The sequence below is a fragment of the Novosphingobium sp. genome, from assembly GCF_036803765.1.
In the GTDB taxonomy this organism is placed as follows: domain Bacteria; phylum Pseudomonadota; class Alphaproteobacteria; order Sphingomonadales; family Sphingomonadaceae; genus Novosphingobium.
In genome coordinates, this window is the sequence record NZ_DAIRTS010000005.1 from 144,003 (window position 1) to 170,146 (window position 26,144).

Annotated in this window: 23 protein-coding genes and 1 tRNA gene; 7 read left to right on the forward strand and 17 right to left on the reverse strand. The window is 68.1% G+C overall.

The features are described from left to right. Positions 1–24 precede the first annotated feature (24 nt). Genes V7Q48_RS05100 through V7Q48_RS05115 form a run of 4 tightly spaced genes read right to left on the reverse strand, consistent with a single transcriptional unit; the run spans position 25 to position 4,628 of the window. On the reverse strand, positions 25–1,296 hold the full coding sequence (locus V7Q48_RS05100) for an MFS transporter (RefSeq protein ID WP_333836680.1): 1,272 nt from the start codon (positions 1,294–1,296) through the stop codon (positions 25–27). Further along, positions 1,293–2,351 carry an amidohydrolase family protein gene (locus V7Q48_RS05105; protein WP_333836681.1) on the reverse strand — a complete coding sequence of 353 codons (1,059 nt, stop codon included), beginning with the start codon at positions 2,349–2,351 and terminating at the stop codon, positions 1,293–1,295. Before V7Q48_RS05105 ends, V7Q48_RS05100 begins: the two co-directional genes overlap by 4 nt. Then, the gene (locus V7Q48_RS05110; protein WP_333836682.1) at positions 2,348–3,634 is read right to left on the reverse strand and encodes a fumarylacetoacetate hydrolase family protein; all 1,287 of its coding nucleotides are present in this window, start codon (positions 3,632–3,634) and stop codon (positions 2,348–2,350) included. Before V7Q48_RS05110 ends, V7Q48_RS05105 begins: the two co-directional genes overlap by 4 nt. Further along, on the reverse strand, positions 3,624–4,628 hold the full coding sequence (locus tag V7Q48_RS05115; RefSeq protein WP_333836683.1) for an MBL fold metallo-hydrolase: 1,005 nt from the start codon (positions 4,626–4,628) through the stop codon (positions 3,624–3,626). The genes V7Q48_RS05110 and V7Q48_RS05115 overlap by 11 nt, the downstream gene beginning before the upstream one ends. A 138-nt stretch (positions 4,629–4,766) precedes the next feature. Between V7Q48_RS05115 and V7Q48_RS05120 the strand changes: the two genes are divergently transcribed. Next, complete coding sequence (locus tag V7Q48_RS05120; RefSeq protein ID WP_333836684.1) at positions 4,767–5,360, forward strand: TetR/AcrR family transcriptional regulator; 594 nt, start codon at positions 4,767–4,769, stop codon at positions 5,358–5,360. A gap of 4 nt (positions 5,361–5,364) precedes the next feature. On the opposite strand, the gene V7Q48_RS05125 is transcribed toward V7Q48_RS05120, so the two are convergent. The 4 genes from V7Q48_RS05125 to V7Q48_RS05140 are packed head-to-tail and all read right to left on the reverse strand — an operon-like array spanning position 5,365 to position 10,899. Continuing rightward, positions 5,365–6,321 (reverse strand): fumarylacetoacetate hydrolase family protein, encoded by a 957-nt coding sequence (locus tag V7Q48_RS05125; protein WP_333836685.1) that lies wholly within the window; start codon positions 6,319–6,321, stop codon positions 5,365–5,367. A gap of 17 nt (positions 6,322–6,338) precedes the next feature. Beyond that, complete coding sequence (locus V7Q48_RS05130) at positions 6,339–7,454, reverse strand: FAD-dependent oxidoreductase (protein ID WP_333836686.1); 1,116 nt, start codon at positions 7,452–7,454, stop codon at positions 6,339–6,341. After that, complete coding sequence (locus V7Q48_RS05135) at positions 7,451–8,356, reverse strand: VOC family protein (protein WP_333836687.1); 906 nt, start codon at positions 8,354–8,356, stop codon at positions 7,451–7,453. Before V7Q48_RS05135 ends, V7Q48_RS05130 begins: the two co-directional genes overlap by 4 nt. 50 nt (positions 8,357–8,406) lie before the next feature. Next, positions 8,407–10,899, reverse strand: a complete 2,493-nt coding sequence (locus V7Q48_RS05140; RefSeq protein WP_333836688.1) for a TonB-dependent receptor — start codon at positions 10,897–10,899, stop codon at positions 8,407–8,409. Positions 10,900–11,122: 223 nt separating this feature from the next. Between V7Q48_RS05140 and V7Q48_RS05145 the strand changes: the two genes are divergently transcribed. Then, positions 11,123–12,376 carry a Rieske 2Fe-2S domain-containing protein gene (locus V7Q48_RS05145; protein WP_333836689.1) on the forward strand — a complete coding sequence of 418 codons (1,254 nt, stop codon included), beginning with the start codon at positions 11,123–11,125 and terminating at the stop codon, positions 12,374–12,376. A gap of 24 nt (positions 12,377–12,400) precedes the next feature. On the opposite strand, the gene V7Q48_RS05150 is transcribed toward V7Q48_RS05145, so the two are convergent. Further along, complete coding sequence (locus tag V7Q48_RS05150) at positions 12,401–12,934, reverse strand: Lrp/AsnC family transcriptional regulator (protein WP_333836690.1); 534 nt, start codon at positions 12,932–12,934, stop codon at positions 12,401–12,403. Between the two features lie 156 nt (positions 12,935–13,090). Between V7Q48_RS05150 and V7Q48_RS05155 the strand changes: the two genes are divergently transcribed. Both V7Q48_RS05155 and V7Q48_RS05160 read left to right on the forward strand, forming a co-directional pair. After that, positions 13,091–15,406: a transketolase gene (locus V7Q48_RS05155; protein ID WP_333836731.1), complete on the forward strand. Its 2,316-nt coding sequence runs from the start codon at positions 13,091–13,093 to the stop codon at positions 15,404–15,406. 179 nt (positions 15,407–15,585) lie between these two features. Beyond that, complete coding sequence (locus tag V7Q48_RS05160) at positions 15,586–16,779, forward strand: acyltransferase family protein (RefSeq protein ID WP_333836691.1); 1,194 nt, start codon at positions 15,586–15,588, stop codon at positions 16,777–16,779. 101 nt (positions 16,780–16,880) lie between these two features. Here the strand turns inward: V7Q48_RS05160 and V7Q48_RS05165 are convergent, their stop codons facing one another. Together V7Q48_RS05165 and V7Q48_RS05170 are read right to left on the reverse strand one after the other, a co-directional pair. Then, on the reverse strand, positions 16,881–18,230 hold the full coding sequence (locus V7Q48_RS05165; protein WP_333836692.1) for an aldehyde dehydrogenase family protein: 1,350 nt from the start codon (positions 18,228–18,230) through the stop codon (positions 16,881–16,883). A 264-nt stretch (positions 18,231–18,494) separates the two neighbouring features. Next, positions 18,495–18,587: transfer RNA gene (locus tag V7Q48_RS05170), tRNA-Ser, on the reverse strand. Positions 18,588–18,896: 309 nt separating this feature from the next. Between V7Q48_RS05170 and V7Q48_RS05175 the strand changes: the two genes are divergently transcribed. Together V7Q48_RS05175 and V7Q48_RS05180 are read left to right on the forward strand one after the other, a co-directional pair. After that, a complete protein-coding gene (locus V7Q48_RS05175) occupies positions 18,897–19,700 on the forward strand; it encodes a DUF1134 domain-containing protein (RefSeq protein WP_333836693.1) in 804 nt (267 codons plus the stop codon). A gap of 107 nt (positions 19,701–19,807) precedes the next feature. After that, positions 19,808–20,983 (forward strand): amino acid aminotransferase, encoded by a 1,176-nt coding sequence (locus V7Q48_RS05180; RefSeq protein WP_333836694.1) that lies wholly within the window; start codon positions 19,808–19,810, stop codon positions 20,981–20,983. Between the two features lie 70 nt (positions 20,984–21,053). Here V7Q48_RS05180 and V7Q48_RS05185 read toward each other — a convergent pair whose 3' ends face one another. The 6 genes from V7Q48_RS05185 to V7Q48_RS05210 all read right to left on the reverse strand — a co-directional run bounded on the left by V7Q48_RS05185 (position 21,054) and on the right by V7Q48_RS05210 (position 25,384). Further along, positions 21,054–21,677 carry a riboflavin synthase gene (locus V7Q48_RS05185; protein WP_333836695.1) on the reverse strand — a complete coding sequence of 208 codons (624 nt, stop codon included), beginning with the start codon at positions 21,675–21,677 and terminating at the stop codon, positions 21,054–21,056. A gap of 22 nt (positions 21,678–21,699) precedes the next feature. After that, positions 21,700–22,674, reverse strand: coding sequence for a bifunctional diaminohydroxyphosphoribosylaminopyrimidine deaminase/5-amino-6-(5-phosphoribosylamino)uracil reductase RibD (gene ribD, locus V7Q48_RS05190; protein ID WP_333836697.1), 975 nt, complete (start codon positions 22,672–22,674; stop codon positions 21,700–21,702). Beyond that, a complete protein-coding gene (locus V7Q48_RS05195) occupies positions 22,671–23,171 on the reverse strand; it encodes a hypothetical protein (RefSeq protein ID WP_333836698.1) in 501 nt (166 codons plus the stop codon). Before V7Q48_RS05195 ends, ribD begins: the two co-directional genes overlap by 4 nt. Before the next feature lie 266 nt (positions 23,172–23,437). Then, positions 23,438–24,118 (reverse strand): M48 family metallopeptidase, encoded by a 681-nt coding sequence (locus V7Q48_RS05200; RefSeq protein WP_333836699.1) that lies wholly within the window; start codon positions 24,116–24,118, stop codon positions 23,438–23,440. Between the two features lie 89 nt (positions 24,119–24,207). Then, positions 24,208–24,720, reverse strand: a complete 513-nt coding sequence (locus V7Q48_RS05205) for a YcgN family cysteine cluster protein (RefSeq protein ID WP_333836700.1) — start codon at positions 24,718–24,720, stop codon at positions 24,208–24,210. A gap of 1 nt (position 24,721) precedes the next feature. Next, positions 24,722–25,384: an SCO family protein gene (locus tag V7Q48_RS05210; RefSeq protein ID WP_333836701.1), complete on the reverse strand. Its 663-nt coding sequence runs from the start codon at positions 25,382–25,384 to the stop codon at positions 24,722–24,724. Positions 25,385–25,541: 157 nt separating this feature from the next. Between V7Q48_RS05210 and V7Q48_RS05215 the strand changes: the two genes are divergently transcribed. After that, positions 25,542–26,141, forward strand: a complete 600-nt coding sequence (locus tag V7Q48_RS05215; protein WP_442947089.1) for an ankyrin repeat domain-containing protein — start codon at positions 25,542–25,544, stop codon at positions 26,139–26,141. Positions 26,142–26,144: the final 3 nt, after the last annotated feature.

Here is a 26,144-nt window from a genome sequence, read left to right on the forward strand (position 1 = left end):
CATCGCAGCAACCCGGCCGGGCGTTCAGCTGCCGGCCGGGTTGCGGCGGGTGGCCAGCACGAAAAGCGCTGTCGCCACCGGGATCGACACGAGCATGGTGGCAAGCCCGTAGCGCAGCGATTCCGCGCCGAGGCTTGCGGCCAGTGCATCGCTGGTGACCCCGACGACGAAGGGACCGAGTGCGCCGCCGACGAGGCCCAGCGCGGTCAGGACGATGGTCGCGGCGAGTGCGCGGTCGGGCGGCGGGGCGACGTTCACCACCCAGCTCATTGTCGGCGGCACGGCCGCGCTCAGCAGCAGGTTCATGACGCCGGCGCAGATCATCGCCGGGCCGAGCGACGGGGCGAAGACGAACCCGGCCATGAAAGGCAGGGCGAGCGGAACACAAACCAGCGGAATGCGCAGGACGCGGCCCGGCGACGCGCTGGAGCGCAGCAGCCGGTCGGCAAGGAACCCCGACAGGATCGTGCCGACGATGCCGCCGAGCCCCACTGACGGCCCGATCACGACGCCGACCTCGGCCAGGGGTACACCGTGCGAGCGTTGCAGGAAGGCGGGGGCCCAAGCGCCCAGCACCGAGCCGACCATCATCGCCACGCCAAGGCCCAGGGCGAGCGCGACGAAGCCCGGGATCGCCAGCACGCGGCGGGTGCCTGCGACGAGATCGGGCCAATAGGCGACCGGCTCGCCCACGGTTTCGGCCTGCCGCGCCGGCTCGCGCACGGTGAGCACCAGCACGAGTGCCAGGGCCACGCCCGCCAGCCCGCAGGCCTGGAACATCCCGCGCCAGCCCAGCGCTGCCGCCAGGATCCCGGCGAAGACCGTGCCCGCGACGATGCCGACGAAATTGCTCGACTGGAACAGCGCCAGCGCCCGGCCGCGCGCGTCGGCGCGAAACAGGTCGGGAATGAGCGACAGCGCCGCCGGAAAGGCGCTCGCCTCGCCGATGCCGACCGCGATGCGCGCCAACGCGAGGGTGCCGTAGCCCGTGGCATATCCGGTCAACGCGGTGGCGGCGGACCACAGCGCAATCCCGGCGGCCAGGATGCGGATGCGATGGCCGCGGTCGACGAGGCGGGCGATGAATAGCCCGCCCACGAGATTGACCAGCACGAAGAACAGCCCGCTGGCGAGCGACAGCTGGGTGTCGGACAGCGCGAGGTCATGCTTGATCGGCTCGGCCACCACGCCGAACAGCATGCGGTCGCCCCAGTTGAGGGCATTGGCGAGAAACAGCAGGAGCAGCGCCCACCTCGCGGCGATCCGGCCATGCGGCCTGGGCGCTGCGATGGTCACGCCCCGGCCGGTTTCGGTGCGAGGCCGAGCAGGTCGGCGGCGTTGAGCCCCATGATGCGGTCCTGGACCTCGGGCGCGAGGTGGGCATGGAAGCCGACCGGATCGGGCTCCGACATGTCGAACGGATAGTCGGTACCGAGGCACAGCTTGTCCGCCCCGTGCGTGCGGATGAGGCTGTCGAGCTGGTCGCGGTCGAAGACCAGGGTGTCGAACCACAGCTTGCGCAGGTAGCTCGAGGGTTCGTGCCGGCAATGCTCGCTGCAGTCGGCACGCGCGCGCCAGCCGTGGTCCATGCGGCCCCAGTAGCCGGGCATGTAGCCGCCGCCGTGCGCCACGCAGAGGCGCAGGCCGGGATGGGCATCGAGCACGCCGCCGAAGATGAGGTGCCCGACCGCCAGCGTCGATTCGAGCGGATTGCCGATGAGGTTGTTGAAGTAGTACTCGCTCATCCGCTGGCCCTGGGTGAAGCCCAGCGGGTGCAGGAAGACGAGCACGCCCAGGTCCTCGGCGGCGGCCCAGAATGGGCGCAGCGCGTCCGCATGGAGGTCGGTGCCGTTGACGTTGGAGCTGATCTCGATGCCGCGCAGGTCGAGGTCGCGCACGCAGCGGCGCATTTCCTCGATCGCCATCTCGGTGTTCTGCAGCGGCACCGTGCCCATGCCGACGAAGCGCTCGGGATTGCTGGCGACGGCTTCTGCCATGCCGTCGTTGACCGCACGCGCTGCATCGCGGCCGGTCTCGGGATCGGTGTAATAGAAATACTGGCCGGGGCTGGGCGAAATTGCCTGCACGTCGATGCCGAGGCGGTCCATGTCGGCCAGCCGGGTGTCGAGTGTGTTGAGCGTGCGGCCCATGGAAGCGAACTGCGCGCGGTTCACTTCCGAGGTCTTGGCGCTGGTAAAGTCGTTGATCCCCGGCGGCGGGCCGGGATAGCGCGCCTGGACGATGGCATCGGCGGCGGGGATGCCGAGGTGGCAGTGGATGTCCACGACCAGTCGGTTTCCGCGCGCGGACACGGGGATCGGGCGGCGATCGCCGCAGGTGAAAACGCTCATGCCGGGTTCCTCGAAGGATGGATCGTCCCGGCGCATTCGCCGAAGCCGATCGAAACGAAACCGTCTCGCCGCGCGCGGCCGCGCAGGACCAGCGTGTCGCCGTCCTCCAGCATCGTACGCGTGCTGCCGTCGGACAGGGTGATGGGCGCGCCGCCACGCAGCGTGATCTCGGCAAGACAGGCGCGTGCCTCGTCCTCGGCGCCCGAGACGGTGCCGGTGGCGATGAGGTCACCGGTTTCCAGCGGCGCGCCGTTGGAGGCCTGGTGCGCGACCATCTGCGCCAGCGTCCAGTACAGGTCGCGCAACTGCGTGCGCACGATGCGCTGCGGGGCGAGGCCCGGCCCGGCCAGCTCGGCGGTCAGCTCGACATCGAGCCCGCCGTGTTGCGCGTCCTCGGCATCGGCGAGGTGGGCCGCGACTGCGGGCTCGCCCTCGGCACGCCCGGGCGCGGCGGTGCGGAACGGGGCGAGGGCGGCCGTGGTGACGATCCACGGGCTGATCGTGGTGACGAACGACTTGCCGAGGTGCGGGCCGAGCACGGATTCGAAGAACTGGATGCCGCGCGCCGACCAGTCGTTGACGAGGCAGAACCCGAACAACGCGTCGCGCGCCTGCGCCATCGACAGCGGCGTACCCAGCGCGTTGCCACCGCGCAGCCAGGCGCCGAATTCGAGTTCGAAGTCCAGCATCGGCTCCGGCCCGTATTGCCGCTCGCCGCTGCCGGGCCTGGTTTCGAACTGGCCGAGCGGGCGCACCACCGGCGTCCCCGTCACCGCGACCGAACTGGCCCGCCCGTTGTAGGCGACCGGCAGCGCCAGTGCGGCAAGGCCGGGCTTGCCCTGCGCCATGCGGGCAATGTGATCGTAGGAGGTGCAGAAGTCGGTGAAGGCGGTTGGCCTCAGCGGCAGCAGCATCCGCGCCTGTGCCATCGGCACGAGCACGCCTTGCAGTTGTGCCACGTCGCCACTGCCGCCCTCGCGGAACAGGTCCGACAGTTCGTGGCGCAGGGCATCGGTGGCGGCAGGGGCACAGGCGAGCAGCGGCGCCAGCGTCGGGCCCGATGCCGCGAGTGCGGCCTCGCGTGCCTCGTCGCCCAACACGCCGAGCGCCGCCAGCGCGCCAAGGTCGATGATCTGATCGCCCAGCGCCACCCCGCCGCGCGCGCGGCCTTCGTGCTCGAACAGCCCGAACGGCAGGTTCTGGATCGGGAAGTCGGTCTCGTCCGCATTGGCCGAGGCAAGCCAGGCGCGGCGCGCGGGATCGTGGGTGGCGTCAGTGGGCATGGCCGCAGCCTTCGCCGTGGTTGCACGTCTCGCCATGCGCGGCGGTTTCGCGGGCATAGCGGCCCATTTCGCCGAACAGGTCGCGGCCATCCTCGGGTGCGATCGGTCCGCCCCACTGGCGATAGAGCGCAAAGACGTTGGCGACGATGCGTTCGGGATCGGTCCAGTGCGCATAGCGGCGCATGTCGATGTCGCGCGCGGCGTCCTTCCAGCCCATGCCGGCGTCGAGGCGCTGGCGCGTCTGCTCGCTGACGTAAGTGAAGTAGTCGGCCATGCCGGCGACCGCCGAGGTGTCGGTGATCGGGCCATGGCCGGGCACGACGATCTCGGGCTTGAGCGCGATGATCCGCTCGCAGGCGGCGATCCAGTTTTCGACCGGACCGTCCCACATGATTGGATGCCCCTCGTTGAACAGCAGGTCGCCGGTAAAGACCACGCGGTCGTCGGGCACCCAGGCGATCGTGTCCGATCCGGTGTGCGCGGGGCCGAGGTCGATCAGCTCGACCGCCTTGTCTCCCACCTCCAGCGTCAGCGCGCGCTCGAACGTGCGGTCGGGCTTGGGCAGCGGCTCGAGGTCGGTCCAGTCGAACTTGCGGCCCATCGTCTCGTAGAGGAACGCGCCGGCGTCGCCCATGGCCTGCCAGTTGTCGACCAGGCTGGCAAAGCGGACGGGATCGAATTCGCCCATCTCGCGCGCGGTCTCGGTGGTCATGATGATCTCGGCGCCCTCGACCAGCCCGTTGCCGACGAAGTGGTCGGGGTTGGCGTGGGTGTTGACCAGCCGGTCGATCCGCGCGCCGCCGTCCACCTTGGCGAAGTCTTCGAGCATTATGCGGGTCAGGCTGCGGCTCATCAGCGTGTCGACCAGCAGGGTCTGGCCCTGCGATACGACGAGGCCGGCGTTGGACCAGCCCCAGGTGCCATCGGGCTGAATATACCCGTAAATTCCGTTGCCCAGATCCTGGACGCCCTGCGTGAAGGGTCTGTTTGCCATGGTCGCTCCTACTCCTTGGGGAAGCCTAGACGCTTTATTCCTGTTCTCAAGAATTTTTTGCCGGATTATGGCTCCTGGATGCCGAATCAAACGAAGCAGAAACGCGGACAGGGTCGACCATCAGGAACAACGCCAGCCGTGGGACGCGATGTCCTCGTGGCCGCCGCGCGCCGCCTGTTGCAGGATCTGCCGCCGGCCCAGGTCACCAATGCGGCGATCGGGCGCGAGGCGGGGGCCGACCCGGCGTTGATCCGCTACTACTTCGGCTCGCGCGAGGCGCTCTTGTTCGAAGTGGCGCAGCAGATCGCCTCGTCCGCCGAGCCGATGGGCAGCTTCGAGAAACGCACCCCCGAGGAACAGGTCGAACTCCTCATTCACCAGACCTTCCGCTTCACCCGCTCGGCCCGCTACGTGCAGCGCCTGATCGGCGAGGAACTGAGCCAGGCCCGCTCCCCCGAAATCCGCGACAGGTTGCGCAAGTGGCAGCGCATCCCGGTGCAGCTTTACGAAAAGGCTCGCGACAGCGACCAGGGCGAACAGCTGACCGAATTCGATCCGCTGTTTCTGCACCTGGCGGTCATCGGCATCAGCGACTTCTTCCAGTCCGGCGAGGAAGTCGTGAAGATGCTGGTGCCCGAGGGGACGGACCTTGCCGCGCTGGAACGCGACTACGAGACCTTCATCAAGAACCTGCTGCTCGACGGCTTGCGCCGCCGGGCCGGGCAGGACTGATCGCCTATTCGGCGCGGCACGGATTGCGTTGGGTGCCGAGCCCGGCGATCGTCCCTTCGATCACGTCCCCGTCCTTGAGATAGACCCCGAAGGCCGAGCCGTTGCCATAGGGCGAGCCGGTGCAGATGACGTCGCCGGGCATCAGCTCGGTGATCTGCGACAGGAACGAGACCTGCCGCTCGATGCCGATCATCATGTCGGCGGTCGACTCGTCCTGATAGACCTTGCCGTTGACCGAAAGCCGGATCGAGAGGTCGTAGGGATCGCCGATCTGGCCCCGCGGAACAATCATCGGTCCGAACGGCAGGAATGTCGGGAAGCTCTTGCCCGCCAGCCAGTCCGCGCCGATGGCCGAGCCGTCCTTGCGGAAGATCAGCTCGCGCGCGGTCACGTCGTTGACCACGGCGTAGCCTGCCACGTAGTCCATCGCTTCCTCGGGCGAGACGTAGCGGCAACGCTTGCCGATCACCACGCCCAGCTCCAGCTCCCAGTCGGGCTTTTCCACCGCGCGCGGCAGGACCACCGTATCGTTGGGGCCGATCACCGAGGAGGGCAGCTTGATGAAGCAGAACGGCGTGGAGGACCGCGCCTTCTCGTCCATCACCCGCTCGGCATGGGCGCGCAGTTCCTCGGGCGACTTGGCCTGCATCTCGGGCGTGCGCATCGAGGGATCGCCCATCATCAGGCCGATAACGTGCTTGCGATAGTTCGCGCCGGTGCAGAACACCTGCCTCGGGATGTAGGGGACAAGCGCCGCGTGCTCGTCGAAGGCAGGCGCATCGCCCCATGCCTCGGCGGGCAGGGCGGCGATGGCGGCAAGCACCGCGTCCCAGTCGTCGAGCAGGGCGAGAATGTCGCCCGAGAGGCCGGCGGCGGATACGGGCAGGGCACGGTCACCGCGGACCAGCACGGTCTGCGGGGTGCCATCGAGGGTGGTGCGGGCGAGGGCGACAGGGGGCATGGGTTCGGCCATCTCGTTCAATAGGGTTGCTGAAGCATGGCGAGCGTGCTGCCCAGCATGCGATTGGCCTCGACCTGGTCGCCGCCGGTCATCTCGATCTCGCCGATGCGCACCGAATTCTCGACCACCGCGCGGGCCCGCTCGAAGCGGTGCGCGACGAAGGCATCGAGCGCCTCGGCGACACTGTCGTGGCGGGCTATCTCGCGCGCGAGAACGATCCCGTCCTCGATCGCAAGGCCCGCGCCCGAGGCCATGTGCGGCGTGGTGGCATGCGCGGCATCGCCGATCAGCACGACGCGGCCCTTGTGCCAGGGCGCCGGGCGCATGTGCCATTCGAGCGGGCGATAATTGACCATCGACCCCGGGCCGATCGCATCGCGCACGCGCGGGACGTCGCCGCCGAAGCCCTCGAGCAGCGCCTTGAGCCGGTCTACCAGTTCGTGGTCGGCGTAACGCGGGTTGTCGGGCACGTGCTCGAGCGCGAAGAGGTACATGTCGGTGGCCGAGACCGGGTTGAAGCCCAGCTTGACCTTGCCGCCGAAGACCATCTCCGTCCCGGTCATGCCCTCGCGGCGGGGGACCACCGCGCGCCAGCAACCCTGCCCGGTGAAGACGGGGGGTGGCGTCTCGGGAAACAAGGCGCGCCCCGTCGCCGAATAAATGCCGTCGGCGCCGACAACGAGGTCGTAGCGGCCTTGCCGGCCATCGTCGAAGCGCACGGTCACGCCTTCGCCGTCGTCGTCGAACGCGGCGACACGGCAGCCGAGGTGGACGGATATCCCGGCGGCGCGCACGCGGGCGGAGAGGATGTCATGCAGCACGGGGCGCATGATCCCGCCAGAGGACTGGACCGGCTCAGGGTTTTCCAGCGGCGGGACCGCGAAGATCACCGTGCCGTCGGGCGCCAGGCCGCGGATCCCCGAGCCGATGTGGCTGCGGGCGCGAACCTCGTCGAGGACGCCGAGATCGTCCAGCGCACGCAGCGCTATGCCGGTCATGCTGATGCCGGCGCCATAGACCTTCCAGTCGGGATCGGCGTCGATCAGATCGACCGACACGCCGGCGCGGTGCAGGGCAAGCGCCGCGGACATGCCGCCGACGCCGCCACCGACGATGAGAGCCGAGCCGATCAAGCTGGAATCTGCCACAGGCCCGCGTCGGGCGCCATTTCGGCATGCGGCTTGGTGCCCGGCAGCAGGCGGCCCGTTCCCCAGTTGTCCATCGTCTCCAGTCCCGGAATGTGCACCTTGGGTTCCCAGGTGTCTTCGTCCACCACCTCGAGGTCGGAGGTATATTCGACGGTATTGCCGCCGGGGGTGGTGTAGTAGGTGAAGGTGTTGTTGCCGGCCGTGTGGCGGCCCGGCCCCCACTGCAGCTCGATCCCCGCCTTGGTCATTCGCGCTAGCCCGCGCATCAGCGCGTCGACCGAGGCGACGTCGAAGGCGATGTGGTTGAGCGCCGGCGGCCCGGGCAGGATGGCGAGGCGGTGATGCGCCGGGTTGCAGCGCAGGAACACCATGAAGTCGCCCAGCCAGTCCGACAGGCGGAAGCCCAGCACTTCGCGGTACCAGCGCTCGAGATCCTTGTGCGCGGGCGAATGCAGCACGACGTGGCTGATCCGCAGGGGCACCCCGGTGTCGGGTGCGAGGGTGTCGACCGTGCGCTGGGTAGCGCCGGCGATCACCTCGAACGCGCGTCCATCGGGATCGAAGGCACGGAAGGCGCGGCCCCCGGCAGGCCCGTCGGCCGGGCCGGGCTCGGCGATGATCTTCGCCCCCGAGGCCTTGACCTGTCCGAACAGCGCGTCGAGGTCGGCCTCCTCGGCCGAGAAGCCGATCAGGTCGGTCTTGCGCACCGGCCCTTCGCGCAGGCGCAGGACATAAGGATGCGACGAGCCGGCGGCGGCGAAATACCGCGCGCCCCCGCTCTCGCCCGCATCGACGAGTCCCCAGGTCTCGACGAAGAACGCACTTTCTGTAGCCAGGTCGGGCACGGTGAGTGCCACGTATTGCAGATCGGTAACGCCGGTCACCATGACGGATAAGCCTTCCCTTGCCGCAGGCCGAGGCCTGCGGCGTTGTCGTTTCAGAACTTGAAGCTGGCCCTGACGCCATAGGTCCGCGGCTGTTCGGCGTTGGTCTGGATCAGGTTGGCAGAGGTGGCGGTCGGGTTGAGGATGCGTTGGTTGTTCTCGACGTTGAACACATAGGCGGTGAGCGACCAGCGATCGTCAGCCTGCGCGACCGTGGCCGACAGCGTCGTCACGAAGTTGGACGCCGCCTTGAGGTAGCTCAGATAGTCGGCGCTGAGGTACGTCGCGGTGCGGAACCGCGTGCCGGCCTGGAGCACGAGCTTGTAGTCGCCGAGCGGAACGGTCTGCTGCCCGTCCACGGTGACCGACCATTTCGGCGCGTTGAACGCCGGGCGGCCCGAGCAATCCACCGCGAAGACCGAAACCGTGCCGCCGGGCGTGGTCTGCGTCGTCGGGGTGAAGCCGCAGGCGGTGTTCGGCGGCAGGCCCTGGTTGGGGACGTAGTAGACGAAGCTGTCGTACTTGGTGTCGAGGTACTGCACCGTGCCCGACAGGCGCGTGTTCGGCATCGGCTGGAATTCGAGGTCGAGGTCGAAGCCCTTGAGCGTGCTGGTGCCGATATTGCGCGTCAGGAACACCGTCGAGGGCGGGTTGCCGAGGTCGTAGCCGAACTGCGTGAACTGCTGATTGCGATACTTCCAGTAGAACGCCTCGAGGTTCACTTGCAGGCGGTTGTCGAGGAAGCGGTTCTTGGTGCCCAGCGTATAGGCGTCGAGCGTCTCGGGCGCGAAGGTTTCGAGCCCGCGGGCGAACGAGAAGCCGCCGGCGTGATAGCCGGTCTCGAAGCTGGCGTAGATCATGTTGCGCGGGCTGAGATCGTACTGCGCGGCGAGGCGATAGGTGAACTTGTTGTTCTTGAGCCCCGAATTGATCACGATCGGCGAGCGCAGGACGAAGGGCGCGGTCTGCGACCCACCGGCAAACGGCGGCAGCACGAACAGCGGCACGTTGGTTACCGGAACGCCGGCGCGGGCGTAGAACGCTTCGACGTCGGCCCCGCTCTGCACCGCCGGGATAAACGGCAGGTTGGGGCAGGAATTGCCCGCTGCCGGGTTGCCGCAGAACAGGATGTATACGTCGGAGCGGCCATCGAAGGTCTTGCGGTCCGAGGTATAGCGACCGGCTGCGGTCAGGCTGAGGTTCTCGACCGGGCGGAACGTCAGCTTGCCGAACCCGGCGGCGGATTCGGTCCGGGTGCGGAAATTCTGGAAGGGCGACAGCGACCACTGGTTATAGCGCGCCACGGCCGAGATGCGCTCGTCGAAGTAGATCCCGCCCAGCAGGTAGTCGAGCTGTGTGCCGATCTTGCCGGCCCAGCGCGCCTCGATGCTGGTCTGCTTGTCCTTCTCCTTGGTCGCGGCATCGCGGAACAGGTTGGTGAAGGCATAGTCGAGGCTGGCTTCGCGATAGGCGGGCTGCACCGTCAGCGTCCCGGCATCGGTGTGAAGGTTGAATTCGGCTGTCGCGCCGAAGAAGCCGTTGTCGTTGCGCGGCCGGCCATCCTGCACCGCACCGGCACGGCCGACCTGGGCATAATAGCGCGAGGCGAGCAGCGCCTGCGAGCGCGGGTCCTGCGTGCCCTGCTGCGGCGAGAAGCCCGAAGGCACGAACTGGTAGCCCGCGAACCCGGTCGGGCCGAAACGAGGGTTGACCGAGCCGAGGTAGAACCCGGTCGCACTGGCGCCGCCCTGGTGGGCATAGTCGATCGACAGGCGCGCGTCGAAATCGGGGCTGGGCTCGGCATAGGCCTGGAAGCGTACGCCCGCCTCGCGCTGATTGCCGGTACCGTCGCTCTGGAAGGCATCATGGCGCGAGAGGCTGCCCGCGAGGCGCAACGCGACCTTGTCGCCCACCGGCACGTTGATCGCGCCCTGCGCGGTCAGCCAGTTGTAGTTGCCATAGCCGACGGTGCCCTCGGCGCTCATGCTGTTCAGCTTGGGACGGTTGGGGATGACGTTGATCGCGCCGCCGGTGGCGTTGCGGCCATAGAGCGTGCCTTGCGGGCCCTTAAGCACCTCGACGCGGGCAAGATCGTAGAACACCCCCGAGGTCGAGCTGGGGCGGCCGATGTAGACGCCGTCATAGTTGAAGGCGATCGCCGGGTCGGAATAGGAGTTGAGCGTATTGTTGCCCACGCCGCGCAGGTAATAGACCGTCGTGCCGCCCGCGCCGCCGATCGCGGCGAGCGCCGGCGACAGGCGCGAGAGATCCTCGGCGCGGGTCACACTCTGCTTGACGAGGTCCGCCGAGGAGATGACGTCGATCGCCAGCGGCGTCTTCTGCGCGCTGGTGGTGACGCGCTCGGCCGTGACGATGATTTCCGCCAGCTGGCCATTGGCGGTGGTCGCCGGCTGCTCCGCAGTGGCGGGCGCCTGAGGGGCGGATTGATCCTGTGCCTGATTTTGTGACTGGGCCAGGGCCATGCCCGGGGCCAGGGATGCGATGCCCAGGGCCATCGCCGATACGCCGCGCGCAAAACTTTTCATGCAAGCTCTCCCTACTTGCTCGCCCGCTATTTCCGGGTCGAAGGAATATTTATTCCGGCTAACATGAATATGGGGGGGTGTGCAAGCCGCGGGGACGGGCGGACACAAATACATACAGTTATTCTTGATAACAGGAATATCGAGGCATATGCTCGCCCCAACGGCCGGCAAAGGCATGGGCAGCGGCGGCGAATCGCGGCGCTCGACAAATGGGAGAATGGGCGTGAACCAGGCGGATAACGAACTGCTGACGCGAATCGGACCCGGATCGGCGATGGGATCGCTGCTGCGCGAGTATTGGGTGCCGGCCTGCCGGTCGGCCAAGCTCGTCGCCGATGGCGCCCCCGAGCGTGTGCGGCTGTTTGCGGAAAACTTCGTGGCCTTCCGGGCGACCGATGGCCGCGTCGGCTTCCTCCAGGAAGCCTGCCCGCATCGCTGCGCCAGCCTGCGTCTCGCCCGCAACGAGGGCAACGGCCTGCGCTGCATCTTCCACGGGTGGAAATTCAGCGTCGACGGCGAATGCGTCGATGCGCCGACCGAGCCACGCGCCCAACGTGAGAAATTCGCGCGCAGCGTGCCCGTCCGCCATCATCCCACGCACGAGGCCGGCGGCCTGGTCTGGGTCTACATGGGCAAGGAGGCGGTGCCGCCCCGCTTCCCCGACTTCGAGTTCACCCACCTGCCGGTCGACCGCGTCGCGCCGTATCGCGGCATCATCCGCACCAACTGGCTGCAAGGCCTCGAGGCGCTGCTCGACTCCGCGCATGTGGGCATCCTCCACGGCACCAACCTCGACAGCGCCGCGGGCCGCGCCCTGTTCCAGGACGAGAGCGACCTCATGCTGGGTGATGGCGCGCCCATTTTCGAATTCGACGAGCAACCCTATGGCTTTCGCGAAGGCGCGGTCCGGCAGGAATTGGGCGACAATCACTATGCCCGCGTGCGCGAGGTGGCGCTGCCGTTCTTCAGCTTCATCCCGGCCGCGCCGCGCGGGTCGCGCATTGCCTGCTGCTCGATCCCGATCGACGAGACGACCACCGCGCAGTGGTACATCTCGTACAATGCCGATGGGCCGCTGTCGCCCAACGCCATCTCGATGCTGGGGCGGTGGAGCGAAGACCCGGATCACTTCAACGCAGACATGGGCGATGCCGACAACCTCTGGCACCAGGATCGCGAGGCCATGGCCGCCGGGCACTGGTCGGGCATCGTCGACCGCGGCAACCCTTACGAGGACTTCGCGGTGCAGGAATCGATGGGGCCGATCGTCGATCGCACCCAGGAATACCTCGGCACCTGCGACCGCGTGATCTATCGCGCGCGCCAGCTGCTGCTCGACGCGGTGCGGCGGCATCAGGCGACGGGCGCGGTCGCCTTCCGCGACGAGGTCGTCGACTTCGCCAGGATCCGCGCGCTCAGCTATGTCTTCCCGCGCGAGGGCGACTGGCGCACCGCGCATCGCGAATACGCGATCTGAAGGTGCCTGTCCGCGGGCCTGCGCTCACACCGGAAGAGCGGTGCGGTAGACGATCGGCCTGAGCGCAAAGCTGGTCGTCACCCCGGCAACCCCCGGAATGCGCGTCAGCCGCTGGCGCAGGAAATCCTCGAACGAGCCGAGCGAGCGCACGACCACGCGCAGTTGGTAGTCGGCGTCCCCGGTCATGAGGTAGCATTCCATGACTTCAGGAAACTCCGCGATCGCCTGCTCGAACCGGGCGAGATGGCGATCGTCCTGCTGGTCGAGCCGGATGCGCACGAAGGCGGTGACGCTGAAGCCGACCGCCTCTGGATCGACCAGCGCGACATAGCGCGAAATCACGCCGTCGGCTTCCAGCTGGCGCAACCGGCGCAGGCAGGGCGAGGGCGAGAGGCCCACGCGCTCCGACAGGTCCTGGTTGGTCATGCGGCCGTCGGACTGCAGTTCGGCGAGAATGCGGCGATCGGTGCGGTCGATCGTCGCGGCCTCGCGCTTTTGCACGTCTGGGGTGGAATCTGTCGTCGAATGCTCCATGACCGGCAGTGTCTGCCAAATCATGCGGAATGCAAGGCTGATTTCGCAAGGACACGGCAGGCCTTCCGCGCATAGACTGAACCTCTCGCGGGTCTTGAGAGCCCGAGCCGAAAAGGTGCCCCGATGACCGCCGACACTGCCACCCTTTCCGCCAGTTCGCCGGCCACGGCGCCGTCGTCGATGGACCGGGAGGATCTGGTCGCCACGCTCGAGACGCTCGAGCAGCGCCTGCTGTGGCTGTCGTCGTGGACGATCCACAACGCCAATCACATCCGTGAAAAGCGCGACGGGCTGAAAGTGGGCGGTCACCAGGCCAGCTGCGCCTCGATGACCGCAATCATGGCGGCGCTCTATTTCCATGCGCTCGGGCCGAACGACAAGGTCGCGGTCAAGCCGCATGCCGGGCCGGTGCTCCAGGCGATCCATTACCTGCTCGGCAATCAGAGCCTCGAGCGGCTCGAGCGGTTCCGCGCGCTGGGGGGCGCGCAAAGCTATCCCAGCCGGACCAAGGACGCGATCCCGGTGGATTTCTCGACCGGCTCGGTGGGCCTGGGCGTGGCGATCACCGCGTTCAGCAGCCTGGTGCAGGACTACCTCATCGCGCATGGCCAGCTGGCCGAAGCCGATGCGGGCCGCATGATCGCGCTGATGGGCGATGCCGAGCTGGACGAGGGCAACATCTACGAGTGCCTGATCGAGGGCTACAAGCACGACCTGCGCAATTGCTGGTGGGTGGTCGACTACAACCGCCAGTCGCTCGACGCGACGACCGCGGATCGCATGTTCCGCCGGTTCGACGACATCTTCGAGACCTGCGGCTGGCGCGTGGTCACGCTCAAGCACGGCAAGTTGCAACGCGCCGCCTTCGCCCGGCCCGGCGGGCAGGCGCTGGAGGCGTGGATCGACACTTGCCCCAATGCCGAATTCGCGGTGCTGACTTACCAGGGCGGGGCGGCCTGGCGCGAACGCCTGACCGCCGACATCGGCGACCAGCCACACGTTGCCGCGCTGCTGGCCGACTACGACGACGATGCGCTGGCGCAGATGATGACCAACCTCGGCGGGCATTGCATCGAGACGCTGATCGACGCCTTCGACGCCGCCACCGGCGACCAGCCGACGCTGTTCATTGCCTATACCGTCAAGGGCCACGGCCTGCCGCTCGCCGGGCACAAGGACAACCATTCGGGCATGATGAGCCCGACGCAGATGGACGTGTTCCGCGAGCGGCAGGGCATCGCGGCCGGCGAGGAATGGGCCAAGTGGGGCGCGCTGGGCGACAATGCGGCGCAGCGGCTGGAAGCCTTCGTCGCGACCAGCCCGATCGCCCGCCAATTGGCCGAACCCATGGCGCCGGCCGTCCCGGTGCCGGCGATCCCCGTGCCGGCAGGGGCCGAGCAATCGACCCAGGCCGCGTTCGGGCGCGTCATGCTCGACCTTGCCAAGTCGGGCGAGCCGCTCGCCGACCGGCTGGTGACCACCGCGCCCGACGTCACTCAAACCACCAACCTCGGCGCATTCGTCAACCAGCGCGGGCTGTTCCGCCGGCAGGAACTGGCCGACGTGTTCATGAACGCGCGCATTCCCTCGGCGCAGAAGTGGGTGCAGCATGCAGCCGGCCAGCACATCGAGCTGGGGATCGCCGAGAACAACTTCTTCCTCGCGCTCACCGCGCTGGGCCTGGCCGCACCCCATTTCGGCACGCGGCTGCTGCCCGTGGGCACGGTCTATGATCCCTTCGTCGCGCGTGGCCTCGATGCGCTGAATTACGGCTGCTATTCCGATGCGCGCTTCCTGCTGATCGGCACGCCTTCGGGCATCACGCTTGCGGCCGAGGGCGGCGCGCACCAGTCGGTCAACACCCCGCTGATCGGCATGGGCCAGCCCGGCCTGACGACCTACGAACCCGCCTTCGCCGATGAAGTCGCGCTGATGATGGGCCACGCCTTCGATCTGATGCAGCGCGAGGGGGGCTCGTCTGTCTACCTGCGGCTCTCGACCCGCGTGATCGCGCAGGAGACCCGCGAGACGGACGACTGGCAGGCCGACGCGCTGGCCGGCGGCTACTGGCTGCGCCGCCCGGGCGAAGGGACCGGCGCCGCCGTGGTCTTCTCCGGCGTCGTCGCGCCCGAAGCGATCGCCGCGTGGGAGCAACTGGCTGATGACATTCCCGGCCTCGGCCTTTTGGCTGTGACCAGCCCTGACCTGCTGCATCGCGGCTGGTCGGCGGCCCGCGCCGCGCGCTGGCAGCACGGCGCGCCGCAGCAAAGCCACGTAGAGCGCCTGCTCGCCCCGCTGGCGCGCGATGCCGGCTTCGTCACCGTGATCGACGGCTCGCCCGCCGCGCTGTCGTGGCTCGGCGGGGTGCGCGGCCATCGCGTCAGCCCGCTCGGCACCGACCGCTTCGGGCAGACCGGCGACCTGCCCGATCTGTATCGCACCTATCGCCTCGATACCGACGCGATCATCGACGCCGCGGCAGAGCTGTTCCTGTAATCGCGAGCGCGAATGGGGGGGCGTTTCCCCTGCGGCCCAGACACGGCGTAACCGTAAATTTGCAAATGGTCCCTAGGGCGTTTGCCGATACGTCGGCGGGCTGGATCGTCCAGGTCCTCAAGCCCACCGGTGTCACTCGACTTGGGGGACGGGGGACATGAAGCGACGGAAATGGCCGCGTGGTTGACCATTACCTGCTGGCAGGTGTGGCCGTCTCGACGCTGTTCGCGATAGTCATTGGCGCGGCGCTGGCGACCTGTGGCTTTCCACTACCGCGGGGTGTCCGCTTCGGCTGTGTGGATGGCTTGCGCGGTTATCTGGCGATATTCGTCGTTTTCCACCATTTCGTCATATCGATCGCCTGCAAGACGGACCACCTTTGGGCCGAGCCGGCCGCGAACGTCTACAACGAGTTCGGAAAGGCGGCCGTAGCCTTGTTCTTCATGGCCACGGGACTGGTTTTCTACCCGCGGGTAGTCGACGGCTTTGTCAAGACGGATTGGCCGTCGGTTTATAGCGGGCGCCTGTTCCGCATCATTCCAATGCTTCTGGTGTCTACCTTGCTTTGCGCGTTGATCGTTGCGACCGAACATCGCGTGACGCTATCGGCGCACTTGCCAGTAGAAATCCTGGAATGGCTCGAAGGACAGCAAGTCCCGCTGTTCGACGTCAGGACCAGCTATCAGGTCAATGCCGGGGTATTCTGGTCGATCTGGTGGGAATGGTTGTTCTATTTCCTTGTCCTGCCGCTCACGGCCTTGATCCGCCAGGCTTTCGCGCGGGATGGCATGCGCGTCATGCTGATCCTGCTGCTGACCCTGTCCCTGCTGGGGCGGTTGAGCGGCATGGCGGTATTCACGTATCTCCCCCTGTTCGTCCTTGGCATGCTGATCGCCGAAATCGCCGCGTATGCTCGCGTGCGCCAGGTTTTCTCGCAGCCATGGGCGTCCCTGCCACTGCTAGCGGCGCTGGTCTGTGCGGCGACCTTGTTCCACGTCCCTTACGGTGTCGTTCCCATGGCGCTGCTGGGCGGCGTTCTGCTGGGCATCGCTGCCGGAAACGATCTGTTCGGTTTGCTGTCGAACCGCGGGGCGAGGATGCTGGGAGAAATATCGTTCTGCATTTACGTGCTGCACGGCATCGTCCTGCATATCGCTTTTCGCTTCTACCCAGTCGAACGGAACCAACTTGCGGTTCTGCCGATTCTCGTGGCGGTCATCGTTGTCGCTTCCGCCCTGTTGAGCCTCGCGGTGGAGAAGCCGGCGATAAAGATAGGCAAGCAGAGCAATGCGGCCTTGCCGCGCTATCGCGCGCGTTTGACGCGGCTGGGGCGTGCGAATGCAGTCCGGCAGGGCGCCCGCCCCACGGTCTGACGCCGCGCAGCCCACTACGCGGCGACCAATAGTCAGGCATGGCATGCCGGAGGCATTGTGCCCCCGGAATGCCATGTTCGCTGCATTACTGGTGGCGCCGGTTACTGGTGACGATAGACCGCGCGTTCGTGGCTGAAGCACTTGAAGCCGAAGTAGCCGTGGTAGCTGCCCATGCCGCTGGTGTTGACGCCGCCGAACGGCAGGTTGTTTTCCAGATAGTGCGAGAACACGCCGTTGACCGTGACCCCGCCCGACGAGGTGCGCGCAAGCACGGTGTCGACCACGGCTTCGTCGGCGCTGTAGACATAGAGCGCGAGCGGCTTGTCGCGGGCCTCGATGTAGCCGATCGCCTGGTCGAGCGTATCGTAGGTCATCACCGGGATGACCGGCGCAAAGATCTCGTCCTGCAGGATCGTCATCTGCGGGGTGACGTCGGTCAGCATGGTGGGGTGAACGGTCAGGTCGTCGGCCTCGAACGTCCCGCCGACGGCGACCGTCGCGCCCTTGGCGACGGCATCGTCGAACATGCCCTTCACGCGGTCGAAGTTGGCGCGGTTGACGACCTGCGCGATCCCGTCCTTCTTGAGCTGCCCGTCCTCGCCATAGAGATTGGCGCGGACGCTGGCGGCGAAGCCATCGACCAGCGCGGCCTTCTGCGCTTCCTTGACGAAGACGTAGTCGGGGCTGATGCAGGCCTGCCCGCCGTTGAACTGCTTGGCAGCGGCGAGTTGCGCCGCGACCTTGGCGATGTCGGCGCCCTCGTCGACGATGACCGGCGACTTGCCGCCCAGTTCGAGCGTCACCGTGGTCAGGTGCTTGGCCGCGGCTGCCATGACGATCTTGCCCACGCGCGGGCTGCCGGTGAAGAAGATGTGCGAGAACGGCAGGTCGAGCAGCGCGGTCGCGACCGAGACATCGCCCTCGAACAGCGCGACGTCCTTTTCATCGAAGGCTTCGCGGATGATCGTGGCCGCGACCCGCGCGGTCGCCGGGCAAAGGTCGGTCAGCTTGACGATGCAGGTGTTTCCTGCCGCGACCGCCGCCGCCACAGGCCCCAGCGCGAGGCCGAGCGGGAAGTTCCACGGCCCGAGCACGAGGCACACGCCGCGCGCTTCGTAGATGATCTGCGCGCGGTCGGCCGGGTTGAGCGAGGGCGTCACTTCGGTGGGCGCCATCCACGCATCGAGGTTGTCGATGTTGCGCTGGATGTTGCCGGTCACGTTGAGCACTTCAGTCACGCGGATCTCGCCGACGGGCTTGCGCGTATCCTCGAGCACGGCGGCGACGATGTCGTCGGCATGCGCCTCGACCGCGGCCTTGAGCTTGGCCAGCTTGGCCTTTCGGACCTCGGCGCTCGAAGCCTTGGCTTCCCACTGGTGCGCCTGCTGCAGGTCGAAGACGCGACGGATGTCGTCGGCAAGGTCTGCGGCGGTAGGGGCAGTCGTCGTCATGGCTGGGGTATCCTGCTCGGAGCTTATGGTTCGTTAGCGTAACTAACGAGTTTGCGCGGCACTGGCAACGCTGTCCGGAAGGGGCCGTGCACGCCGCTGCGCTGCCGGCTCAGCCGAGCGAGGTCCATTTGATCGGCTTATGCGCACGTCGCAATGCGGAACCCGCAAACGCGCGAGGGGCAAGCGCTTCGCGCGTTTACATCGGTTTTGGTCGGGATTGGCGCCGCGCGGATCGATTTCCACCTGTCATGGAAAGCGATGCGGTGGCGGAGACGGAGGGATTCGAACCCTCGGTACCGGATTTACCAGTACGACGGTTTAGCAAACCGTTGGTTTCAGCCACTCACCCACGTCTCCGGATCGCAGCGGCGAGGGCGGCCTATAACCGGGGTTTTCGGGGCGGGCAAGGGGTGGGTGATTTTTTCCCCAGCCCTGTTTTCGTGGGCCAGCCTTGCTGGGTTGCTCGTGTGGCACGGGCCTTGCGGCGCCGGCGGCTTGTCGCATGGCGGGTTTCGGCTCATCGTCGGTTCATTGTGCGGACGCGAGGTTGGGGCGTACGGCGCGGGTTCGCGGTTGACGGGGCCGGCGTGTTGGCGAAGGTGGAAAGGGCGGGGGCGTGCTGCAGTGGCGGTGCGTGGCCGGCGCCCTGGAGGGGACGGATACGAGATGAAGATTGCCATCCATCAACGCCTGACGCTGCTGGCGGCCGGGCTGTCGCTTGCCATTGCGCCCTCGGCCGGCGCGCAGGTGCAGACGATCGATCCCAATTCGGCGATCGACAGCGACCTGGCGCCGCAGCCGGGCACGACGCCGGCACGACCGGCCCCGCGCCCTGCGCCGACCACACCGCCCGCATCGGGGGCCAGCTATGCGAACCTCGTGGGCAGCGAGCGCGCACCGGACGCGCCGCCGGCGCGCGACCCGGGGTACATGCCGGGCGCAGGCATGGTGCCGCCACCGGCCGGACAGCAGGCGGGTGCGCGCGGCCAGTCCTGGCACGAGGACGACCTGATCGGCGCGGCCGAGGGGGTCTTCGGCAAGGGCGCCAAGGGCCTGGCGATGATGATCCGCGACGTTCTCAAGAAGCAGGGCGAGCCGATCGGCTACATCACCGGGCGCGAGGCGGGCGGCGCGCTCGTCGTCGGCCTGCGCTATGGTTCGGGCACGCTGCACCACAAGATCGAGGGCGACGTGCCGGTCTACTGGACCGGGCCCTCGGTGGGCTTCGATGCCGGGGCCAACGCCGGCAACACGTTCGTGCTGGTCTACAACCTCTACGACACCGCCGAGATGTTCCATCGCTATGGCGCAGGCGAGGGGCAGGCCTACCTGATCGGCGGCTTCAACGTCAGCTACATGCGCCGCGGCGACATCGTGCTGATCCCGGTGCGCATGGGGGCGGGCCTGCGCCTGGGCGTTAATGCCGGCTACATGAAGTTCAGCCGCAAGCAGACCTGGATGCCGTTCTGATCGACCCGGCGGCGCGGCGCCGCATGCTGTATTTTCTTGCGCCGCCGCGCCCCCGGCGGCATGGGGGCGGCGCTCTTTTCAGTCAGATTTGAAAGAAAGCCACAGCCATGCTCGAAAACCTCGCCCCGCAGCCGGCCGATGCCCTGCTCGCGCTGATCAAGCTGCACAACGCCGATCCGCGGGCGGACAAGATCGACCTGGGCGTGGGCGTCTATCGCACGGCCGAAGGCGCGACCCCGGTGTTCCGCGCGATCAAGGCGGCCGAGGCCAAGCTGCTCGAGACGCAAGGGTCGAAGGCCTATCTCGCCCCGGAGGGCGACATGGGCTTCGTCAACGCGCTGGTGCCCTACGTGTTCGGCAAGGACTTCGACACGGCGCGGGTCGACGGGATGCAGGCGCCGGGCGGCACGGGCGCGGTGCGCCTGGCGATCGAGGTGGCCAAGCGCGCCGGCATCAAGCGGGTGTGGATGGGCACGCCGTCGTGGCCCAACCACGCGCAGATCGTCGCTGCAGCGGGTCTCGAGCTCAAGACCTTCGCACATACCGCGGCGGATGGCACGGCCGACCTTGCCGCGCTGAAGAATGCCCTGGCCGAGGCTGCGGCCGACGACCTCGTGCTGCTGCACGGCTGCTGCCACAACCCCACCGGCGTCGACTATACCCCGGCGCAATGGGACGAGATCGCGCCGCTGCTGGCCACGCGCGGCGTGCTGCCGCTGATCGACCTCGCCTACCAGGGCCTGGGCGAGGGCATGGAGGCCGACGCCTATGGCCTGCGCAAGGTGCTGTCGGCAGTACCCGAGGCGCTGGTCGCCTATTCGTGCGACAAGAACTTCGGCCTCTACCGCGACCGCGTCGGTGCCTTCTATGCCGTGACCGGCGATGCGGATGCGCTGGCGCGCGCCATGTCGAACGGTGCCACGATCGCGCGTGCGTCGTGGTCGATGCCGCCCGATCACGGCGCAGCGGCCGTGCGCCTCATCCTCGAGGATGCGGACCTTACCGCGATGTGGTTGGCCGAGCTCGACGAGATGCGCGACCGCATGCGCTGGGTGCGCGATCGCCTCGCCGCCGCCGGGCAGGTCGGTCCGATCGCGATGGAGGTGCTCGGCACCCAGAACGGGCTGTTCTCGATGCTGCCGCTGTCGGGCGAGCAGATCCTGGCGCTGCGCGAGGCGCATGGCATCTACATGGCAGGCAGCGGGCGCATCAACATCGCCGGGCTGACCACGGGCAACATCGACCAGTTCGTGGAATCGCTGCGCGCGGTGACGGCGGGCTGAGGCCAAAAAAGGGGCGAGGCCGCAATGCCTCGCCCCTCTTTTTCCATGTGAGGCAGCCTTCTGCCGGCGCTCAGGCCTTGGCGGACAGACTCTGCATGCGCTGCAGGTAGCGTGCCAGCACGTCGATCTCGAGGTTGACCTTGCGGCCGACCGCCAGCTGGCCAAGGGTCGTGACTTCTGCCGTGTGCGGGATGATGTTGAGCAGGAAGTGGCAGCTGCCGTCGCTCTGGTCCTCGACCGCGTTGACGGTGAGCGAGACGCCGTCGACGGTAATCGATCCCTTGCCGGCGATGTAGGGTGCCAGTGCCGGCGGCGCCGCGACGGTGACGCGCAGGCTGCCGCCCTCGTGCGCCAATGCGGCAATCTCGCCCACAGCGTCGACGTGGCCGGTGACGATGTGGCCGCCCAGTTCGTCGCCCAGGCGCATCGCCGCCTCGAGGTTCACCGGCGCGCCTTCGGACCACTGCGCGGGCGCAGTGCGGCTGATCGTCTCGCCCGAGACGTCGACCGCGAACCAGCTTTCACCCGCGACGCCGCCCTTGTCGACCACGGTCAGGCACACGCCCGAACAGGCGATCGAGGCGCCCATGGCGATCCGGGCTGGGTCCATGGCGCAGGAGATCGTCACGCGCTTGTCGCCCTTGTCGGCGATGGCGATGACGTTGCCCACTTCGGTGACGATCCCGGTAAACATGGCCTGCTCGGTTCCTTACTGTTCAGCGCCGGCGGTGGTAGACGGTGAGGGTGTCGCTGCCAAGCCGGCGTTCATCGGCCCTGTCCCATCGGTCATGCGCATCGGCCAGCGCAGCGAGTCCGAAATCGCCCACCGCGGGAAGGCCCGGTCCGACGAGGATGGGCGCGCGATAGAGCAGCAGGCGGTCGACCATGTCCGCCGCCAAGAAAGCGGCCGCAGCACCGGCCCCGCCTTCGACGAAGAGCCACTGCGTGTCACCGAAGGCGCCTGGCTCGGTGATGTCGGCCACCGCGTGCCAGTCTGCCGGTGCGACGCCTCGGGTCAGCACCCAGCGCCGAGGGCTGCGCGCCTCGAGGCCGGGCAAGCGCACGTCGAGCCGGGGCGCATCGGCGCGCAGCGTGCCGCCGCCCACCAGGATGCCGTCGGCGCGGGCGCGCTCGGCATGGCAATGCGCGCGCGCCGAGGCCCCGGTGATCCACTGGCTGCTGCCATCGGGCAGCGCGATCATGCCGTCGAGCGTCAGCGCCAGCTTGAGCGTCACGTGCGGGCGTCGTGCCGTGGTGCGCAGGAGGAAGCCGGCCAGGGCCGCGCGGCAGGCGGGCGCATCGACGAGATCGGTGGCGATGCCCGCCGCACGCAGGCGCGCCCGCCCGGCGCCGGCGGTGCGGGGATCGGGGTCCTGGCAGCCGACGACGATCCGCGCCGGCCGGGCTGCCACCAGCAGGTCGGCACAGGACGGGCCGCGCGGCGAGGCATGCGCGCAAGGCTCGAGGCTGACATAGACTGTGGCGCCGGAGACGTCGCCCGCCGCAGCGAGCGCCATGGCCTCGGCATGGGGGCGGCCGCCGGGCTGGGTCCAGCCGCGAGCGATCACCCGGCCCTCGCGCACGACCACGCAGCCGACGGCGGGATTGGGATGGCTGAGCGGACGGCCACGCAAGGACAGCGCGGCGGCCACGTTCAGCCAGCGCGCGTCATCGTCGCCCGCAGGGGTCACTGCGATCCCGGAGGCGAGGCTGGGGTGGGAGCGACGGTCGGCGAGGGGGGAACCGGCTTGCCGGTGATCTGGCGCAGCAGCGCGGCGTTGCGCTCCTTCTCGGCCTTGCGCTCGGCGGCGCGTTCGGCCGTGCCCTCGTCGTACATCTTCTGCGTGTCGATGCCGGTTGCAGCGCCGACGGCCTTGTACATCCTGCGCACGTCTTCGGTGCGCTGCTCTTCGGCGGCCTCTTCCTCGTCAGCCTTCTTCTGCGCGGCGATGTTGCCGGCGATGATTTCCTTGTCGCTGCGGTCGGCACGCCACGATTCGAAATAGATGATCGTCGGCGGCTTGGGCAGGCCGCGCCCTTCCTGCTGCGTCATCAGGTAGAAGATGCCGCCTGTGACCAGCGCCGCCATGAGCAGCGCACGGCCGCGAAACTCGCTCGGCGCGCCAAGCACGTTCCAGAGATCGACCACCGCGCGGCGGGGGGAGACGTTGCGGAGAAAGGCCTTCATGCCCACCAGATAGGCATCGCGCCGGAATAAGGCAATTGCCCGCAGCCGCTTGGCGGTGTCTCGGGGGGCGGGGGGCTATCGGCTGGGCATGTCATCCCAATTCGGCGCCCCAGCTTGACCCGGACGCCGTCACCCTGAACTTGTTTCAGGGTCCAGGTCGCCACCTCGCGCTATCATCGAAGGCATTGCCAGCGTTCAAGCTGGACCCCGGACCAAGTCCGGGGTGACGAGGAGAGCATCAAAGCCCTGTCGCGACCGCTCTCTGCCTAAGCCAGGCTGTAGAGCCCGCGTCCCTCGTTCTTGAGCCAGCGGTTGGCCGACGCCAGGCTGCCTTCAAAGAGCTGGCCTAGCAGCGCGTGGAAGGCGGGGCTGTGATCGAAATGGACGAGGTGCGCGACTTCGTGCGCGACGACCGAGCGGCGCACGAAGTCGGGCGCCATGATGAGGCGCCAGTTGATGCGGATCGTGCCGTCGGCGGCGCAACTGCCCCAGCGGCGGCGTGCGCTTGAAAGGCCGAGCGGGGGCACTGGTTGTCCGGCGCGGGCGCAGTAACGGGCCAGATCCTCGGTGCACAGCCGCAGCGCCTCTGCGGCCAGCCAGCGGCGGACGCGGCCGGGCAACTGCTCCGCCGGGCCACCCACCAGCAGCGCGCCGTCGTCGACAACGGGCTTGCGCGGATGGGCGGTGTCCCACGCGATGGTCAGGCTGTCGCCGCGAAACGGCAGCACGGTGCCGGGTGCGAGCATGATCGCTGCGGGAATGCGGACCAGCTGCGCGGCCAGCCAGTCGTGGCGGTCGCGCACGAAGGCGAGGGCATCGCCCAGCCGGGCATCGGGCGGGATCGAGATGCGCGCCGCGCTGCCATCGGGGGCGAGGCGCAGGGTCATGCGCCGGGCCTGGCGCAGGCGGCGCACCTCCACCGGCAGATCGCGGCCCGCGACCGTCACGGTCGGGAGCGTGCCGGCGGCCGGAGGGGCAGAAGGGGCGGCAGCGGGCCTGCGCGCACCCGGACCCGCGGGGCGACGCAACCAATCCATCACGGAAAACGGAACCCCATCGGCGCGCGTGGTGCGGGCGCGCTGCCGCCGTCCCATTCGCGATCGGAGACGATGTGGTTCTCCAGCGGGCCGGCGACGACTTCGCTGATCGCCTTGCCGACCACCGACACGCCGGCACGATGCACCGCGTCGCGATCGCCGGATTCAAGGTAGTGCCAGTCGGGCAGGGGCTTGCCGTCGGCGCGCAGGCGATAGGCACAGGTCGAGGGCAACCAAGCGACTTGCGCGACCAGCCGCGGCGTCAGGCGCAGGCAGTCGGGCACCATCGCGCGGCGATGGCGATAGTCCGAGCAGCGCGCGGTCCGGGTGTCGAGCAGCCGGCAGGCGACATTGGTGTGATGCACCTCGCCGGTGTCCTCGTCCTCCAGCTTGTGCAGGCAGCACTTGCCGCAGCCGTCGCACAGCGCTTCCCATTCGTCGCGGGTCAGCGTCTCGATTGGCTTGTCCCAGAAGCGGTCGTCGGGGCCTGGGGGCGTACCGCCAGCGGTCATGTCAGTGGACCCAGTGCGCCAGTTCGGCAGCGACGGCATCGCCGTTCTGCTCCACCGGAAGCAGCGCGACCGGCTTGCCGTCGGGCCCCATCAGGTAGGCGGCGCGGCTGTGGTCCATGAGGTAGGCGCTGGCCGGCGCGCCGGGGGCGGCGGGGCGCTTCTGGTAATAGACCGCGAACTTCTTGGCGATGGCGGCAACCTGCTGGTCGGTGCCGGTCAGGCCGACCAGCTCCTTGCCGAAGTTGGCGGTGAACTGGGCGAGCACTTGCGGCGTATCACGCGCCGGGTCGATCGAGACGAACACCGGCACGACCTTGGCGGCAAGGTCGGCGTGTTCGCGCGCGAAACGATGGTAGCCCTGCATGAGGTTGGCGGAATCGAGCGGGCAGACGTCGGGGCAGAAGGTGTAGCCGAAGTAGAATACCGTATATTTCCCGGCGAAGTCCGAGGCATGGACCGTCTTGCCCGCGGTGTTCACCAGCGTGAAGTCTCCGCCCAGCTGCGCACCCGCGAGCGGCGGCTCCTCGGCTTGCGGCGTGCTGCTGCCGCACCCGGCGAGGGTGAGGGCAAGCGCCAGCAAGGGGAGGCGTGCGGCGCGCAGCACGCTGTTACGGCGCGCAATATTCGACAGGGAAGCGGGGTGATCCATGGCGTGCCGGTTCATGCTCTGCTAACAGCCCGCTTGCAAGGGGCTTGGCCGGAACGCGGCCGCGCCGCCGTCGATACCAAGCCATAACCGGGCCAGCAGGAGGGCCAGTACCGTGCCGTTGAACAGGGTTTCCGCCATCCGTCCCGGTATCCGTCGTCCGGCCGTCCGCCGCATGGCGCTCGCGCTCGTCGCGGCGTCGCCGCTGGCCGTTGCCCTCACGGCCACGCCTGCGCTCGCGCAGTTTTCCGAGAGCTACAAGTTCCTCGACGCCGTCCGCAAAAAGGAAGGCGACAAGGTCAACGACGCGCTGCAGAACCCCGCCTCGCAGATCATCAACACCCGCGACGTCAGCACCGGTGAAAGCGCGCTGCACATCGTGACGCAGCGCCGCGACCTGCTGTGGATGCAGTTCCTCGTGGGCAAGGGCGCCAACGTCAACGCGCGCGACAACAAGGGCGAGACGCCCCTGGTCAAGGCCGCGAACCTCGGCTTTCTTGAAGGCGTCGATTTCCTGATTTCGGTCGGCGCGCGGGTCGATGATCCCAACAACACCGGCGAGACGCCGCTGATCACCGCGGTCCACGGGCGCAACATCGCGCTGGTGCGCTCGCTGCTCAAGGCCGGCGCCAATCCCGATCACCCTGACAATTCGGGCAGGTCCGCGCGCGACTATGCCGCGCTGGACAAGTCGACCGCGATTGCCGATGAGCTGGAAGCCGCCGCGAAGAAGAAGACCGGCAAGGCCGCGCAGACCTACGGCCCGACGTTCTGACCA